This is a genomic window from Sporosarcina sp. ANT_H38, from assembly GCF_008369195.1.
Taxonomy (GTDB): Bacteria; Bacillota; Bacilli; order Bacillales_A; family Planococcaceae; genus Sporosarcina.
Genome location: NZ_VOBC01000003.1, coordinates 433324 through 450636, shown reverse-complemented (window position 1 = coordinate 450636; position 17313 = coordinate 433324). Strand labels below are relative to the sequence as shown.

Below are 17313 nucleotides of genomic sequence, written 5' to 3'. Positions count from 1 at the left end.
ATTCGTCTAGTTTTGAACGATAGTAAAAAAATGAATGCAGAGGAGGGACTGATAGTGGCATTTCTACTTTTCCTAATTCTATCTTGGATACCGATCTATTCATTTATAAGAATGATTCGAAGCTTTTATGGGGAAAATGAACCGGTTCACAAAGATCATCTATCGAAAGATAACATAATTGAAGCTTTTATCATGACAGCGATTTTAGTTGTGATGATGTTAGGTAATTACTTTAATTCTTCCAGTGTAGTTGCTGGGGAGCCGTTACGTATTTTCGACATGACAGGGGAGTTGGTGGCTAATTATGCTTCACTATCAGCTAATCATGTGCCTACGTTGTTTGTCTTTTTCATGTTAAGTTATTTAGCTTATTGGTTGCTGCCAGCTGAGGTAGGCAAACTGTCTCCTATTGTATACGTCGTCTGCAGTTCGTTATTGGTTGTGAATGTAGTAGTTGCCTTTGTTTATATCACACACACTGGTTTTTGGAATTATGGGAGCGACGTTGCTCTTTTGCAATTAGGTTATGGCTCTATAAGTTTTTTGTATATCGCCAAGCTCAATGATTCGTTGAAACAATTTCTTGCCATCCAACAGGAACAAAATATCCAGTATACCAATAAGTTTTTAAGGTTTCTAATGCAAATGTCTTTGAAGTATCGGCAAATTCCAGTGCTAGGCATGCTATTTGTATTTCCGGTTATTGTTGTTGTTCAATTCGTTTTAGTGTTGTGGGGGCAACGACCAGATAGTTTTATACAGGTTTTTCTGGATACGAGTAGTTATAATTACTCAAAAATCCCTGCTCCCCCTGCGGAAATGATTCAAGGTGATGGGCATTATCTATGTACGGTTTCTGCCATGGGACATAAGCGATTGGTAAAACCCGTACGTTCTGGCATACGTCACGGCGAACGGATTGTAGTGAATCGTCAATTGTTGATCGCGAATGCTTTTGAAAATATTCTCGAGGAATATACGCCCAACCTCCATAAAAGGATTCGTCGTTTTTATGATACGTATGGCTATCCGATCAGCAAACATATTCAAACAAAGGGGTCTGCAGATCTTGTCTATCTCCTGATGAAGCCATTGGAGTGGCTATTCTTATTGGTGTTATACACGGTCGATACAAATCCCGAAAATCGGATACATGTGCAGTATAGTGAATTGAGAAACGCGAAACAATCATGATTGTCGTAATAAACACTAAGCCATCCACCGCGTGACATCCGCGGTGGCGATGATTCGGTGCTCATGTTTCAATTAAAAACCCCCTCCACATCATACTCCATAAAAATATTGCTAAACAACGCTTTTCCAACCAACTCACGCAATACCCCAGAATGATAACCCGGTAGATTCCTCACTTTTTTCTGTTTCGTTGCCTGAACCGCAATCAGAGGTGCTTGCAACGCTAATTGTTCAAACAGCTCGCCTTTATCTGCATAGATGCTGAACTGAAGCATCTGCGAAGATTGTTGACGCTAGACGCCAAAGAGTTCTCTCCGAGCGTCGAGGCAAGAAGAGATTTCATCCTCCCGTAAAGTGTTATTGGGAACTGTTCCGTAGGAGACGTTATATGAAGATCTTTAGTAGTTATAGATTTAGAAAATAACGGTTCAGTTTCAAGTGGGCTGCGCCGTTATTTGACGGAGTAACGGCGGATCATATCGAGAACAGCCCGGTCAGTGTTGTTCATGTCGTTCCAGTGTGCTGACATGTGAAGCTTCGCCGCACCGTCCATATCGTCTTTGTTTGTGAAGTAGGCGTAGTCAGTTAAGTACGTGGTTATTTGTGTAGTCCCCCTTTACCCTTTATATAGAGAAAAAATCGGGAAAGTGGACAAGTTTTAAAAATAATAAAAAGAGCCTCCTGAAAAATGAGGCTCTAGTGATTCAAAAGCCGAATAAAGTTAGCGTATCTTCAGCTGGCGAGGGTTAAACTTGGGTACCAGGTACCGACGCAATTCAGAATGGTGTAAGTACCATTCACTAATATTTAGTATTATGTTAATATTTAATATAGTTGTTTGAATATAGAATAGACTTCAAAAACTCTATGTAATGAATGGGGAGACCCGTATGAAAATCGTCAAGTTTTTAATTACCATATTTAGGTCTACTAATATTGGATGCCAAGTACCGGTACGATTCAGAATAGTGTCATAACCTGGTGCCTTTCGCTAAGGTTATAGTACTAGCTGCATGGCTGTATGATCGTGAAAATAAAGAATTTAGTCTTAAGGAAAATGGAGGGATTTGTAATGAATATCAAGGGTAGGGTCGAAAAGTTAAGACAGTTAATGAAAGAAAATCAAATAGATGCTTATATAATTCCCAGTTTTGATGCACATCAGAGTGAATATGTAGCAGAACATTGGAAGGGGAGACAATGGATATCAGGATTTACAGGGTCTGCAGGTACTGTAGTTATTACATTAGAGGATGCTGGGTTATGGACAGATGGTAGATACTATATTCAAGCAGAAAAGCAGCTTGAGGGCTCAGGGATCCGATTATTTAGAATGGTGGATCCCGGGGTACCATTTTATTCAGAATGGCTAGCAAATGTTCTAAATGAAGGAAACATTGTGGGCTTTGATGGGAATGTTTTTTCAACTAATATGGTTAAAAATATGGAAAAAGATCTAAAAGCAAAGAAAATCGTATTAAAAATGAATCAAGATTTAATTGGTGATCTGTGGGAAGACAGACCGGAGATTCCTAAAGGACCATTATTCACTCATGACGTAAAATATGCAGGTAAATCACGTGTAGAAAAATTAAATGAAGTAAGAGAAGAAATGAAAAATAAGGGAGCCAATTATTATATTTTAACGTCCCTTGATGACATTGCATGGCTTTTGAATATAAGAGGGGCGGATGTGCCTAACAATCCAGTTGTAATAGCTAATGTAATCGTAGCAGAACATACATGTTATTTATTTATTGATTCTTGCAAGGTTCCTTCTTTGGTTAAATTAGAACTGGAGGCTGAAGGAATCGAGTTAAAAGCGAATCACGAAATACAACTATTCTTGGGGAATCTTTCGAGCGGAGATACCGTTATTTTAGATACGAATAAAACAAATATCAGATTATATAATGCCATTAACAGTATTACAAAGAAAATTGAAAGTCCTGATGTCACGACTAATTTAAAAGCTATTAAAAATGAAGTTGAGATAAAAAATGTAAAATGGTGTGAAATAAAAGATGGTTTAGCCATGGTGAAATTTATTAAATGGCTAAAAAACGGTGTAGACAAAGAAGAAATTACAGAGATTACTGCAGAAGAAAGATTAGAAGATTTCAGAAGAGCGCAGGAAGGATATGTTGGACCTAGCTTTGATACGATAGCAGGTTATAGAGAACATGCTGCGATGATGCATTATAAGGCCAATAAAGAAACGCAATTTACTCTTGAAAATAAAGGTCTTTTTTTAATTGATTCAGGTGGACAGTATTATGATGGAACAACAGATATTACACGAACGATTGTTTTAGGAGAAATAACCGATGAACAAAAAAGAGATTATACTTTGGTGTTAAAAGGATTTATTGCATTAAGCTCAGTAAAATATTTATACGGAACTACAGGATCTAACTTAGATGTTTTAGCAAGGCAACCAATATGGCAGTATGGTTTAGACTATAAATGTGGGACAGGACATGGGGTAGGTTTTTTCTTGAATGTTCATGAAGGACCACAAAGCATAAGGAATAATAATAATAATGTTACATTAGAAAAAGGCATGATTATTACGAATGAACCGGGAATATACCTTGAAGGTAAATATGGAATTAGAATTGAAAATATGATGTTAGTAGTTGAAGACGAGAAAACAGAATTTGGTCAATTTATGAAGTTTGAAACAATCACGTATTGCCCAATTGATTTAGCCAGTATCAATAAAGATATGTTAGCAGAGAGTGAAAAGCAATGGTTAAACAATTATCATCAAGAGGTATATACGAAGCTAGCTCCTTATTTAAATGAAGAAGAGCGCAGATGGCTAAGGGAAGAAACTAGAGAAATATAAATCGGTATTGCCGAATACAAGTAATATTTTTAAATCTTGGGTACCAGGTTATGACGCAATTCAGAATGGTGTCATAACCTGGTACCTTTCACTTAGATATATTACGGTGAACCAGGTTTTATTATTTTTTATCAGGCGTGTTGATTAACAGAAATTATACAACAAGGTTTACTTGAGTTAGTCTCCATTGAAATTCTATCGTTTCTGTCAAACTAATACGTGACTCAATCAGCAAATGATTACAAAGAAATAGGCTTGGTTGGTGGCTGGATGTAATGGTTAAAAATTTCTTACGGATTAGGAGTTTAAAGAAATAGCTGTTGGAGTTGTTTCTCAGGGGTATTGTTACAATGTGTGTTCCTTTTCAATCTAAAAGTGTAGTTGATTTATATTTGCGTGTTTTACAATATGCAACCCCGTCCATTAAATAGGACGGGGTTTTTATTCATTTTAATAGAATTGTTAATTTTAGTATGTTTTTTATGTTTGAAGTAAGACTGGGAAAGCGACTTATTTATAAAAATACCTTATCTATACTTTTTTGCAAATCAATAAAGTTCATATTATTGACACATTATCCGTATCGGGTTATTATTGTTACGAAAAGTAACTCGGTAAATTAAAGTTACTTTAATTATGAATGTTGTTAGTATTTTAAATAAAATAATTTATCAAATGAACTTGGAGTGAAGTAGCAAGTATAATAGGTATTATCCATTAATTTAATTATGGATATATCAAATTGAAGGATTCACTTTAATTAACGCCATTTTAATAATAAAACTTCTTTCAAAGTGGAAAATGATATTAGATATTGATTTTGAAAATAGAAATCAAACATGAGAATAGGGGATAACATCATGAGTCAGTCAAAGAAAAAAATCCACTATGCTTGGTGGGTATTATTAGGGTTAGTTGTCATGGTCGGCGCTGCAAAAGGTGGCATTATGACTACAGGTGGATTATTTTTAACTCCAGTTACAGAAGATTTAGGTATCGGAATGGGAAGTTTAACATTGTACTTTAGTATTTCATCGATTGTAACAATGATATCACTACCAATTGCAGGTAAGATGATGGCAAAATATAATATTAGAATACTTTTAGTGGCAGCTGTTATTTTGGAGGCAGGCTCCTTTGCGATGTTTGGATTAATGAACTCCGTATGGGGTTGGTATTTGTTTGCTATACCAATGGCAATGGGATCTGTATTTGTAACACAATTAGCGGGGCCTGTACTTATTAATAATTGGTTTAAAAAGCACAAAGGCTTGGCTATAGGTATTATGGTGGGAGCTGGAGGTTTAATAGGTGCTTTCCTTCAACCGGTAGCAGGTAACTTAATCGCAAGTGAGGGTTGGAGAACTACGTATATAATTTTAGGGATAGGCGTAATGGCGGTTGTTATTCCAGTTGTATTATTAACGATTAGAATGGCCCCAAAACATAAAGGTTTACAGCCATATGGCATGGATGTAGTTAAGCCAAATGACGAGATTAAAGTTCAAACAACAACAAATAGCGGGGTTACCGCAGCCATAGCGAAAAAATCGAGTGCATTTTATTTTTTACTACTTTTCTTCTTCTTTGATACATCAATAGCTGCTTTTAACCAACATGTTGCGCCATTCGCAATGGGTTTGGGCTATGATATCCAGTTTGCGGGTAATGCAATGGGCGCTTGGTCGGTAGGTGTTGTAATTGGAGCGCTATTCTTCGGTTTCCTCAGTGATAAAATAGGAGTGAAGAATACAGCGATTTTCGCTATGCTTCTAGGGTTAGTTCCGGTAGGAATTCTTATAATAGTTCCTGAAAACCCAATGATGTTTACAATAGCTACTGGCCTATATGGATTTGTTGTTGCATCTCTTGGAACATTAGGGCCTCTTTTAACAACAGCTCTATTTGGCAATAAAGAGTTCAGTCAAATCTATGGACTTGCAATAACGGGATTAGCAGTTGCAGGTATTGTTGCGTTACCTGGATATGGCTTTATATTTGAATTAACAGGTAGTTACACTTATGTGTTATATGGCATTTTTATAATGTTGCTCTTGAATGTGGGAGCCATTATCCTGGCATTTAAAGGTAAAAAGAAATTTAAAAAAGCGGGATTGTGGAATTTATAATAGGATAAAGTGTTATTAAGCAAAATATATGGATAAGCCATACCCGTGTTTACCTAAGTAATAATACTGGATGACAATTTAAGAAACCTCGTGCATTGCTATCATGGTGGACTGTATTACAAATAGGTATGGTAATCCTTATTTCAGGAGAAACTATCCTTAGCTTTTTATAGAGTGCATAGAGTTGCCTAAATATAATAATAACGCGCTAGAAATGAGAAGTTATCGCTAACTTCTTTTTTTTGTGTTTCTTTGGATATCCAACAATTTAAAGAGCTGTATCGGACTATAGTGCAAGGTTTATAGAAAGTGAACCAAATCAATATATTAAGGTTTTTATAAATGATGAATCTTTTAGGTTCTTTTATACTCAGTTACAGGAATTAGATTATGGTCAAATACTAGAAAATCGGCTTTTACAAATCGTTTACGGATTTTTTCATGGTGTACTCCAAGTTATATAATTTTCCAAGTTCACGACGTGTATTCGGCATAATTTATGTACATAGAAAAACAATAAGAAAGTCTTAAGAATTGGTGTGTGTGTTTGTTAAGATTTAAATAGTATCATATCCTTATACGAATCCTATAGGGGTGATCACATGAGCCTAAAGAGATGGGGGAATGAATGTAATTGAACATTTTGATTTGTGATGATGATAAAGAAATTGTAAGGGCAATTAGCATTTATTTAGAAAATGAAGGATATCAAGTATTCAAAGCTTACAATGGGATAGAGGCAATCGATCTTATTCGAGATCACGTTATTCACCTAATTATTATGGATATTATGATGCCAAAAATGGATGGGATTACGGCGACGATGAAGATTCGGCAAGATAATATGATTCCTTTAATTATGCTTTCTGCCAAGTCGGAGGATTACGACAAAATACTTGGGTTAAATATTGGAGCAGATGATTATATGGGCAAGCCGTTTAATCCATTAGAACTTGTGGCTAGAGTGAAATCGCAGCTAAGAAGGTATACGACATTTGGGAGTCTTGAAGTGAGTAGTTATGTACTTCAAACGGGCGGGCTCATGATTGATGATGAACAGAAAGTCATTACTGTTGATAATCAAGAGGTTTATTTGACACCAGTGCAGTATAAAATTTTAAAGCTTCTCACAGCAAATGCTGGGAGAGTATTCACAATTGAAGAGATTTATGAAAAGGTATGGAATGAAAGGGCCATTAATCCAGAAAATACGATTTCGGTTCATATTCGAAAGATTCGAGAAAAAATTGAAATTAATCCGAAAGAGCCGAAGTATTTAAAAGTTGTATGGGGAGTTGGGTATAAAGTTGAGAAATATTAGTCATGCACTCATCACGAAAGTGGTTGTGTTTTTGATTGCCATCGTTTGTTTAACCGGTACAGCGAGGGCAATCATCAACATGGAATTTAATGAGGTTCATCTTAGTAGTATAAATCAAGATAATTATTTTGAAAGCCGAGCATTCGCTGATGAAAGTTACAGTCTTATTACCCCCTTAGCGCAATTAATCGGAAACTACAAAAGTGAAGAACATATTTTAAGTGGTAAGACACTAACTGAAGAAGATAGTAGAGAAATTGAAGAAGACTTATATAATGTTTTCCGTTATTCAAACAGATATGATCCGAATTTGAGTGAAGTGGAAAATGAGCGCATATATCAAGAAAAATATGCAGATGACATAAATCGTAAAAAAGACGAAAGCATGAAAGAACAGGTAAGAGAGTTTTATCGGTTACTCAGCACACTAGAAGCATATGAAGGAATCGTGTATTATGCGAGTGATGGTGAACGTGTATTCTCCAATAGTGAACTAAATAAGAAAGAGCAATTTGAATCATTTGGTGCATATATGCTACTTGAGGATTATCAACAAAAGTTTTATCCAAATGAAGTGAAAGAAAGTCAATACCTCGATTACTTTACACGTAATATTGAAAAGTTGAATCCAGAAACAGACGTCATTTATGTGGCGTTTAAAGAATCTTTCTTACAACAAAAAATGGCGGAATGGGAAAAAGACAAACTGATTGCCAAACGTTATTTTTATGAATTCATTGTATTTCTAGCAGGATTTATTTTATCTTTTGTTTATTTAATTATTGTTATTGGAAGAACCTCATTTAAAGATAAAGAAATTCACTTGCATGTCATTGACAAACTATATAATGATCTCAATATTGTGATAGCCGTTTGTTTACCAGCGGTGTGGATAGCAGTGATGCTTGAAGTGTTGCATGATGTATACATGCTTCTCACGGTGCCTATTTTTATCATTGTTTTACTGATGATTTTATCGCTAGTAAAGCATATTAAAAATAGAACGATACTTCAGCATACACTCATCTATCAAATTCTCAAAAAGGTTTTTCTCTCGGTGAAAAGTGTATTTGATAGTGGTAGTATGGGTGTGAAAATCGTACTGCTAGTCATTGGCTATCCATTAGTAGTTGCGGCAACGTTTTTCATGTTTCCCATTACCATGGGTCTAGCTGCCTGGTTTGCGATGAAAAAGGTGAAGTCGTTTAACCGCATTAAAGAGGGCGTAGAGCAAATTAAGAATGGAGATCTTCATCATCGAATTGAAGTAGATGGAAAAGGGGAGATTAGCCAACTTGCAGTGAATATTAATAGTATTACTGAGGGGTTAAAAAAGTCGGTGGATAGTGAGATTAAGAGCGACCGTTTAAAAACAGAGCTCATTACGAATGTTTCGCATGATATCAGAACGCCTTTAACGTCAATCATTACGTATGTCGATTTATTAAAAATAGAAAACGACCCTGAAATAATTGCTGAATATGTAGACGTGTTAGATCAAAAATCGAAAAGACTCAAGCTCTTAACAGATGACTTATTTGAAGCGGCTAAAGCGTCAAGTGGAAGCATGCCTGTTCAGTTAGAACGGATTGACATCATATCATTACTAACGCAAGGAATAGGAGAAATGGGTGGAAAAATCGAAGCGTCGTCATTAGATTTTAAGTTAGCCTACCCAATAGAGAAGGTGTATGTGAAGGCTGATGGCAAACTCCTATGGCGTTCCATCGAAAACTTATTTTCGAATATTTTTAAATACGCACAGCCTGCATCAAGGGTATATATTGATGTTGAGGATTTAGGGAATGAAATACTCGTGACATTTAAAAATATTTCAGCATATGAATTAAATATTTCAGTCGATGAGCTTATGGAACGCTTTAAACGAGGCGATGAATCTAGATCAAGTCAAGGTAGCGGATTAGGGTTGTCGATTGCTGAAAGCCTTATTCATATCCAGCATGGAAAGTTTTTAGTTCAAGTAGATGGTGATTTATTTAAGGCAATCATTTATTTACCTAAATTTCCAAATGAATAATGTAGCAAAGGAATAGGACATGTGAGTGTCCTATTCTTTTTCTGTGTATAGATGTAGCTAATATAAGTGATAGCGATGTTGTTGGAAAAATTTAACGTCCTTCAGGTTTAGAAAAACATGCTTATGCTAGAGAATTAGAGGATTATGGATATTTAGAAAAAAATACTTAAGGTAAGTATTGATGTACAGATTGAAAGTTATAATCAAATTTAAAAAGTATTTTATTCATGTAAAATGAACATGGTACTTTTTTTATAAAAAATCGCGGTTAATAAAGCAGTTTCAATTTTGCGATTGAGACCGCTTTATCTTATTCTGAGAATATAAGCAATCAATTGGAGGTTTCAAAAATAGAAATTCAGACATTTAAAATTGGTGATGGCCCAAATTTCATCGAATTAAACTTAACTTCAGTATATGGTTTCCCTGACGAGATAGATGAGGAAATTGGTGGATATAGTGTTAAGGGAGAAGTAAACATTCAAAGTGGAAAGTATAGTGTTACGAACGGTGAACTGTGGTTTACAACTGGACAAGTTTATCAATTATATCAACAGTTAAAAGAGGCATATGAAACGTTAAGTGGAAAGGTTACATTTTACAATTACGAATGCTCAATTGATCTTGAAATGATATTTAACTCTACTGGACAAATCGATTTAGAGGGATATTTTCGAGATTCTTCGGGGGACAATAGATTAGAATTTGGATTTCAATTGGACCAAAGTTATTTATTCAAAACATTAAATGAACTGAAAAAAATTGTAGAAATTTATGGAGATATGACCAGAATTAAATAACGGTTTATAAAAAGACCACCTAGAACGTTGAGGTGACAACGATTTAGGTGGTTAATATTTAATTTAGTCATGTAATTTGTAATGTTTAAATGCTTGAACAGGAGGCTTGCGCTTTTCAAAGATATCGGGGTCATGGTAGGGAGGGTCTAATTGGCCCAGACCAAAGGAATCATCTATACATGAAATATATAAACTATAACCTTCTTCATCTTCAGGGAAAAATACTTCTTTTTTTTCGCCAAATTGAAGTGCTTGATCAATCGTATCCTTTAACCTTTGTAATGCCGCACGATTGCCAACGATAAAGGCATCACCATGCCACATTGGCTGTCCATAGATGTGTAAGTATTCATCTTCCTCACTATATCTCATTGCCTTTTCAATTTCTTCAATTATTTTCAACGGTTCCTTTGCTGTAATGAAAATATCAGAATGGAAACCTTGGAATGCTTTTGATTGGAGATTATGTATAAATAATTCTTTTACATCGCATTCCTGAACGAATAAATACATCTCTTCTTGAATTTTACTTGCATACAAATAGACATGAATTTGTTGATTGTCCTTTTGGAAAAGAAACTGTTTAAAAAGTGGAGTTGAACAAATTTCTTCTACTAGTATAAAGCCTTTAGAGATGATTTTTGGGTTAGAGAAGGTTAGATGATTTTTTGGACTATGGCTATACCAATATAAATTGCTCATATTTTACCTCGTTTAGCTTATAGTATTTTGGATTTTTGATGGATCTGCCTTTTGACTATACCAATAACAATTTGCTTATACTATAAGCTTTTATAGAAAATACCCTACTTAGACTGGCTACGGAGAATCAGAAGTAGGGGAGTTTTTTGTCATACTACAACTATTCTTGATTAATAGTTGTAGTATGACAAAACATGTGCCAGAGTAAACTATAATAATGAGTAGAAAAAAGGAGATAGAACATGCAACAAAAGAAATCATTAAAATTCAAAATTTTTACCGGAATTACTATTTTTATATTAATAGTGGTTTTGGGATTTTTTATTTATGTAAGTTCATACTATAAGGCCGGTACATTAGCTTTGGATAGTTTGAAATCCGACTCTCTAGTTAAAGTCGAAGAAAGTGGAGATATTTTATTTGCACCAGTATCTAATGCCAAAAATATAGGATTTATTTTCTATCCAGGAGCAAAGGTAGAAGCTTCAGCATATGCAACTATAGCAAAAGAAATAGCATCAAATGGATATACCGTTATTATAGCTGAAATGAATTTTAATTTAGCAATTTTATCACCTAATAGAGCAGATAGTATAATAAGTAATTATAAAGATATCGATACTTGGGCTATAGGAGGACATTCTTTAGGGGGAGTTATGGCATCAAATTATGCACTTGAAAATGATGAAATAAAAGGTTTAGTATTACTAGCATCATATCCCCAAAATAAAACAAACTTTAGTAGTAAATCAATAAAAGTCTTGTCACTATGGGGAAGCAATGATAAAGTTGCAGATTTAAAAAAAGTAAAAGAGGCTATAAATGTTATGCCACGTGATGCAGAATTTATAGAAATAAATGATGGGAATCATGGAGGTTTTGGAGATTATGGACATCAAAAAGGTGATGGGGAATCTTTAATTACAAATAAACAGCAGATGATGGATACATCAAAATATATTATAGATCTTTTGGGTAGTATAAACTAAGAATTAATAAATATATAGTAGTTCACATCATCTGATTAGTGATAAATCAATATATTTTAATAATTCAGGAATGATGAATTATAGGTATTAATTGGGAACGATTTATTTGCTGAAGTTATAGTGAACCGTATCATAAGTAATTGGTTGATTATGATTGCTTGAGTCTCTGTGCCAGATTCAATTGTATTAAATAGTATTGTGTACGGGCACCCAAAATTTTAAGGCGAAGAGGATGAAATAAAATCTCATCTATACGGCTCTATGGAAAAGTACTTTCGGAATACGAAGTTGGAGTATTTTACTAGATCATATAAAAAGCGTAAGGCCCCGAGGGGAACTGGGGCTTTACGCTTTTTCTCGATAGACTAAATCTACCATCACCTTTATCTGTATTCAGTAGGAGACCACTGCTTCTTTAAGTGATGGGATGAATGCATGAGCTCTTGAATCCAGATAATGCCTGTTACGGATATTCACAGGTTTTCTTCGCAAAAGTCATCGTCTATCGTCTACTCAACGAACCGTTTGCTTACCAAAGTTAAAAGCTCTCCAATCATGAACTTCATGCGTTGGCCGTGCCGAACTCGTGTTTTTCTTCCGGTGGGGATTGAACCAACACGTATCAATGCCGAAGTTATTGCCACCAAGAATATCCGATGAAAGGGAATCACCAATCATAAGTACGCGAGATTTATCGGTAATCTTCAACTGTTGAAAGACGTATTCGAAAATTTCTACTTGTGGTTTCTGGAACCCAGCTTCTTCAGATGTAAAGATCGCTTCAAATGTGTCTTTCAAAATAGATCCGGCTATACGAGCCAATTGAACATCTTTGAAACCGTTTGTTACGATTGCGACTCTGGAACCCTCGAGACTGCTAAGCATTTCCGTTACTCCTTCAAAAAGGTGGACTTCTTTACCCAAATTATCAAGATACGTTTGTCCAAATACTTCTGCATCGATTTCGAGACCGTGTTGAAGAAATAGTCGTTGAAATCGCTCTGTTTTTAACTCAGCCAATGAGGTTCGCCCTTGCTCTAAATCGTTCCAAAGCACAGAACTAATTGCTCGATAACTATCTCTATACTCCACCAATCCATTTGGAAAACCATTAGAGTTGAAAACATTTGTAAATGCATGCCTCTCTGTTTCAGCAAAATCCATTAACGTATCATCCAAATCAAACAAAAATACATCATATTTCATTTCTATCATCTCCTTAAATTTGCGGGTGACAGGCACCCAAACAGACGTGAAAAATAAAAAAATCACGTTTGGTCAATTAAACACGATTGCTTAGTTGCCTGTCACTATAATTAAAAATGTATTAAAAAGTGATTTTGGCAGAAGATATGTATGAATCAACGCAATATATCGTAATGTATTTTTGGTGGTGTGTCGATACCTATTCAGTAATTGAAACGACTGTTGTTAAGTCGCGGTACCAATCTGCTTACGGTAATTACGGATTCGATTAAATTCTAATAGAAGGAGGAGTTAATGCATGAGTATGCTTTCACGGATCGCGCTAGCTCTAGTTATTATCGGCGGACTTAACTGGGGTTTGATTGGATTTTTTCAGTTTGATTTAGTTGCGACGTTATTTGGTGGTCAAGATGCATTCTTGTCTAGGGTGGTCTATGGTCTTGTCGGGATAAGTGCCTTGCTATGTCTTGGTCTGTTGTTTAAGCCTGATGAAGAGATCGACACGGTTACCGACGGGCATTCACGTTTTACCAATCCTAATTTAGGTACAGAATTTGGCGAGGAGCCGGATTTCAAGAAAGAGAAGGACATTGAGAAGAAAAAGGCGAACCGCAACATGGATGATGTAGATTGATTGTAACAAGAAAACAGCCACCTGATTCAGGTGGCTGTTTTCTTGTTATTGAACGGTTCCTATGAAATTTGATTTTGAGTTCCTGCGCGAGAGTGCATTCAGACAATGCACCACAAATTGATATTTATTAGACGAATAGTAGATTTGGAGCTAGGTTATCATTTAACTGTTTGAGTTATTTTTTATTGCACAGGCAGCCATACAAATACTAAATATCTGGAGGATTAGAATTCATAACTATATTCTTTGTATATCTAACACCTAACACGTAAAATAATATAAGGTGTTTTGAATAATGAAAAACCTCATTTAGATGTACTACGATGAAGTGTAATACAAGTAACGGCCAAAATTAGTTTACAGGAAAATTCGGGAATGTTGAAAAAATATGTGGAATAGAGTTGGTTATGAGCCTCTAGGACATAAAAGGTTCTAAAGGGTTTTGTATAAGTAATGTTTACGAAACATCTAACTATTTTATGAACTTATGTATAATGGTATGAAGTACTTATATTAGGTTGAGTAAATAACTAAAACGGGAGAGTATTTCCGGTGTTCTAGAATGTTATATTTTCATGAAATTTTAATAAAAGAAAGGGAGGATATATTAAGTATCTAAAAAGAACCAACACAGTGCAACTAATAGGGTTTTGATTTGTGTATTTTCCGAGACCTTTGTGGATGGATATCTCGATTTTTAACAATAACACTCATATAAGCATTAGATATTTTAATATATAAATAATTGTGATAAACTACGATAAGGTTATAATTGATACAGAAAAGGTGTGTTCCTAGGTCGTAACTTGGCTTGCCGTGGCGCCAAAGTAGGAGCAACTATATCCTTTCTGCAAATATTAATGTGTAAGGATGGGAAAAATGAGTAACAAACAACATAAAACAGATGTTATTTTAATTGGTGCCGGAATCATGAGTGCGACTTTGGGGACAATGCTCAAAGAATTAGTACCTGACTGGAAAATTAAAGTGTTTGAGAAGCTCGACAGCGCAGGAGAGGAAAGCTCTAACGAATGGAATAATGCCGGAACGGGGCATGCTGCACTGTGTGAGCTTAACTATACCGACGAAAAACCAGACGGATCGGTAGATATTAGCAAAGCTATAAAAGTTAATGAACAGTTCCAGCTTTCAATGCAATTTTGGTCATATCTTGTAAACCAAAATCTGATAAGTGATCCACAGGACTTTATTATGCCATTACCTCATATGAGTTTAGTACAAGGTGAAAAAAATGTAGCGTATTTGAAAAAACGCTTTGAAACAATGTCAAACAATCCTCTGTTTCACGGGATGGAGTTTTCCGATGACCCGAAAAAACTGATGGAATGGATTCCGGTTATTATGAATGGACGTCCATCAACTGAACCTATAGCGGCAACCAAAGTAGACTCTGGAACTGATGTTAACTTTGGTGCTTTAACACATATGTTATTTGACCACTTAAAAAATCAAAATGTTGACGTGAACTACAATTATCAAGTTAAAGATATTAAACGTACTAGCGAAGGTCTGTGGGAAGTGAAAGTGCATAGTGGGAGCGGTAAAATCGAATATCATACTGCAAAATTTGTCTTTATCGGTGCCGGTGGAGGTAGCCTACCTTTACTACAAAAAACGGGTATTCCAGAGAGTAAACATGTTGGAGGATTCCCGGTAAGTGGACTATTCCTAGTATGTAACAATCAAGAGGTTGTAGAGCAACATCATGCAAAAGTATACGGTAAAGCTGCAGTTGGTGCTCCCCCAATGTCTGTCCCGCATCTTGATACGCGATATATAGACAATAAAAAATCATTATTGTTTGGGCCATTTGCTGGTTTCTCACCAAAATTCTTGAAAACAGGTTCAAACATGGATTTATTAGGTTCTGTAAAACCGAATAATGTTTTCACTATGTTATCAGCAGGTGCAAAAAATATGTCACTGACCAAATACCTTGTCCAACAACTTATGTTATCGAAAGAGCAACGTATCGAAGAATTACGCGAATATGTTCCGACTGCTAAAAGCGAAGATTGGGATACTGTGGTAGCGGGTCAACGGGTACAAGTTATTAAAGATACAGAGGCAGGCGGCAAAGGAACGCTTCAATTTGGTACAGAAGTTATTACTGGGGCTAATGGCTCGATCGCTGCATTGTTAGGTGCTTCTCCGGGGGCTTCTACTGCAGTTCACGCTATGCTTGATGTCATCAATAAATGTTTCCCAGAAAATATGAAAGAATGGGAACCAAAAATCAAAGAAATGATTCCATCATATGGTATGTCGCTAGTGGAAAATCCAGAGCTATTACAAGAAGTTCATACTTCAACTGCGCAGACGCTTGGTTTAAGCGAAAACTAAAATTTGCAGAACCGTATCATAAGTATGCAAATTTTACTGTTTGAAAAAATAGTAATAAATGAAAGCACATCAATGTGTAAAATTGATGTGCTTTTTTGTAACTAAAGAAATTATAATTTTTCTCCAAGGACTAGTATTGAGGCGCAAGATGTTTTGGGTCAATTGTCTTTTTTTATAATAAAACTCAGATGCCTGCCGCATTGTTTATCTTGACGATAAGAGAAACCAGCGGGGTCTACATACGTACAGGTCTGATCAATCGTGATTTGCTCAGCTGGGATGCCTGCCAACTCGCATTGTTTTTTCACGGTTTGCTGATTGTTAATATGATACTTGTGTGTTTGGTCATTGTAATAAATATAATCATTCGCATAGCCAAGGTCTTTGAACTTTAAAAAAACATCTTCATCGACTTCGAATTTTTCCTGGCTAAGCGCCGCACCGATATGGACATGTAAATCGCTCGGGTTACACTGTTCAACTTGTTTTAAATGCTCAAAAACTTTCACGGAGATTTCTTTTACTGTTCCTTGCCATCCTGAGTGGATCACGCCAATGAGGCCATTCACTTGATTGTAAAAAATCACCGGGACACAATCGGCAGTAAAGCTGCATAATAACAGATTTGGCTCATACGTATACAGGGTGTCTGTATCGGCAATGGCGGTGTCCATTCGATCCGCGCCTCGTCCTTTGTCATCAAGCGTTACACGATGGAAATTCGAGCTATGTGTTTGATTGGCACAAACAAAGTTATCCAATCCGCATTGCAAGGAGACGGCTAATTTTCTACGATTTCCCAAGACATTGTCAGGGGTTTCACAGGTATGAAGAGCCATGTTATTGTTTTCAAGTTCGGTTTCATCTTTAACGGTCATGCCTGCTAAAAATTTCTCGTTGTTTAAGTAAATCTTTGTTTTCATATCATCACCTTATTTTAATATATAGGAGTGTGCTGCTGATGTATAGGCAGTATAAAGATGGTTTTATCACAGTAAGTCGGAGTTATATATGGTGATTCAACAGAAGAGGTTTATTGATCTAATCAGTTTACCTTCTGATAATAAATCCATAATAGTTAATTT

The 17313-nt window shown here is 35.6% G+C and carries 13 protein-coding genes; 9 read left to right on the top strand and 4 right to left on the bottom strand.

Going from position 1 to position 17313, the window contains the following annotated elements; all coding sequences use genetic code 11:
- Positions 1-54: 54 nt before the first annotated feature.
- Entirely contained in the window at positions 55-1194 is a 1140-nt protein-coding gene (locus FQ087_RS17690; protein ID WP_255452423.1) for a DUF6688 domain-containing protein, read from the top strand.
- Positions 1195-1262: 68 nt separating this feature from the next.
- On the opposite strand, the gene FQ087_RS23115 is transcribed toward FQ087_RS17690, so the two are convergent.
- Complete coding sequence (locus FQ087_RS23115) at positions 1263-1469, bottom strand: hypothetical protein (protein ID WP_255452422.1); 207 nt, start codon at positions 1467-1469, stop codon at positions 1263-1265.
- Positions 1470-2266: 797 nt separating this feature from the next.
- Between FQ087_RS23115 and FQ087_RS17680 the strand changes: the two genes are divergently transcribed.
- From FQ087_RS17680 to FQ087_RS17660, 5 genes are all read left to right on the top strand, one after another.
- Positions 2267-4045 (top strand): aminopeptidase P family protein, encoded by a 1779-nt coding sequence (locus tag FQ087_RS17680; RefSeq protein WP_149581905.1) that lies wholly within the window; start codon positions 2267-2269, stop codon positions 4043-4045.
- An 860-nt stretch (positions 4046-4905) separates the two neighbouring features.
- On the top strand, positions 4906-6174 hold the full coding sequence (locus FQ087_RS17675; RefSeq protein WP_149581904.1) for an MFS transporter: 1269 nt from the start codon (positions 4906-4908) through the stop codon (positions 6172-6174).
- 634 nt (positions 6175-6808) lie between these two features.
- The gene (locus FQ087_RS17670) at positions 6809-7495 is read left to right on the top strand and encodes a response regulator transcription factor (RefSeq protein ID WP_149581903.1); all 687 of its coding nucleotides are present in this window, start codon (positions 6809-6811) and stop codon (positions 7493-7495) included.
- The gene (locus FQ087_RS17665; RefSeq protein ID WP_223145613.1) at positions 7482-9533 is read left to right on the top strand and encodes a HAMP domain-containing sensor histidine kinase; all 2052 of its coding nucleotides are present in this window, start codon (positions 7482-7484) and stop codon (positions 9531-9533) included. Before FQ087_RS17670 ends, FQ087_RS17665 begins: the two co-directional genes overlap by 14 nt.
- A 335-nt stretch (positions 9534-9868) precedes the next feature.
- Complete coding sequence (locus FQ087_RS17660) at positions 9869-10333, top strand: WapI family immunity protein (RefSeq protein WP_149581901.1); 465 nt, start codon at positions 9869-9871, stop codon at positions 10331-10333.
- Positions 10334-10396: 63 nt separating this feature from the next.
- On the opposite strand, the gene FQ087_RS17655 is transcribed toward FQ087_RS17660, so the two are convergent.
- Positions 10397-11035: a hypothetical protein gene (locus FQ087_RS17655; RefSeq protein ID WP_149581900.1), complete on the bottom strand. Its 639-nt coding sequence runs from the start codon at positions 11033-11035 to the stop codon at positions 10397-10399.
- 242 nt (positions 11036-11277) lie between these two features.
- On the opposite strand from FQ087_RS17655, the gene FQ087_RS17650 reads away from it, so the two are divergent.
- The gene (locus tag FQ087_RS17650) at positions 11278-12024 is read left to right on the top strand and encodes an alpha/beta family hydrolase (protein WP_149581899.1); all 747 of its coding nucleotides are present in this window, start codon (positions 11278-11280) and stop codon (positions 12022-12024) included.
- Positions 12025-12537: 513 nt separating this feature from the next.
- On the opposite strand, the gene FQ087_RS17645 is transcribed toward FQ087_RS17650, so the two are convergent.
- Positions 12538-13230 carry a YjjG family noncanonical pyrimidine nucleotidase gene (locus FQ087_RS17645; RefSeq protein ID WP_149581898.1) on the bottom strand — a complete coding sequence of 231 codons (693 nt, stop codon included), beginning with the start codon at positions 13228-13230 and terminating at the stop codon, positions 12538-12540.
- Between the two features lie 298 nt (positions 13231-13528).
- Here FQ087_RS17645 and FQ087_RS17640 point away from each other — a divergent pair, with 298 nt between their 5' ends.
- Both FQ087_RS17640 and FQ087_RS17635 read left to right on the top strand, forming a co-directional pair.
- On the top strand, positions 13529-13864 hold the full coding sequence (locus FQ087_RS17640; protein WP_149581897.1) for a DUF378 domain-containing protein: 336 nt from the start codon (positions 13529-13531) through the stop codon (positions 13862-13864).
- 879 nt (positions 13865-14743) lie between these two features.
- Entirely contained in the window at positions 14744-16228 is a 1485-nt protein-coding gene (locus FQ087_RS17635; RefSeq protein WP_149581896.1) for a malate:quinone oxidoreductase, read from the top strand.
- Between the two features lie 158 nt (positions 16229-16386).
- Here FQ087_RS17635 and pgeF read toward each other — a convergent pair whose 3' ends face one another.
- Positions 16387-17151 carry a peptidoglycan editing factor PgeF gene (gene pgeF, locus FQ087_RS17630; RefSeq protein WP_149581895.1) on the bottom strand — a complete coding sequence of 255 codons (765 nt, stop codon included), beginning with the start codon at positions 17149-17151 and terminating at the stop codon, positions 16387-16389.
- Positions 17152-17313 lie beyond the last annotated feature (162 nt).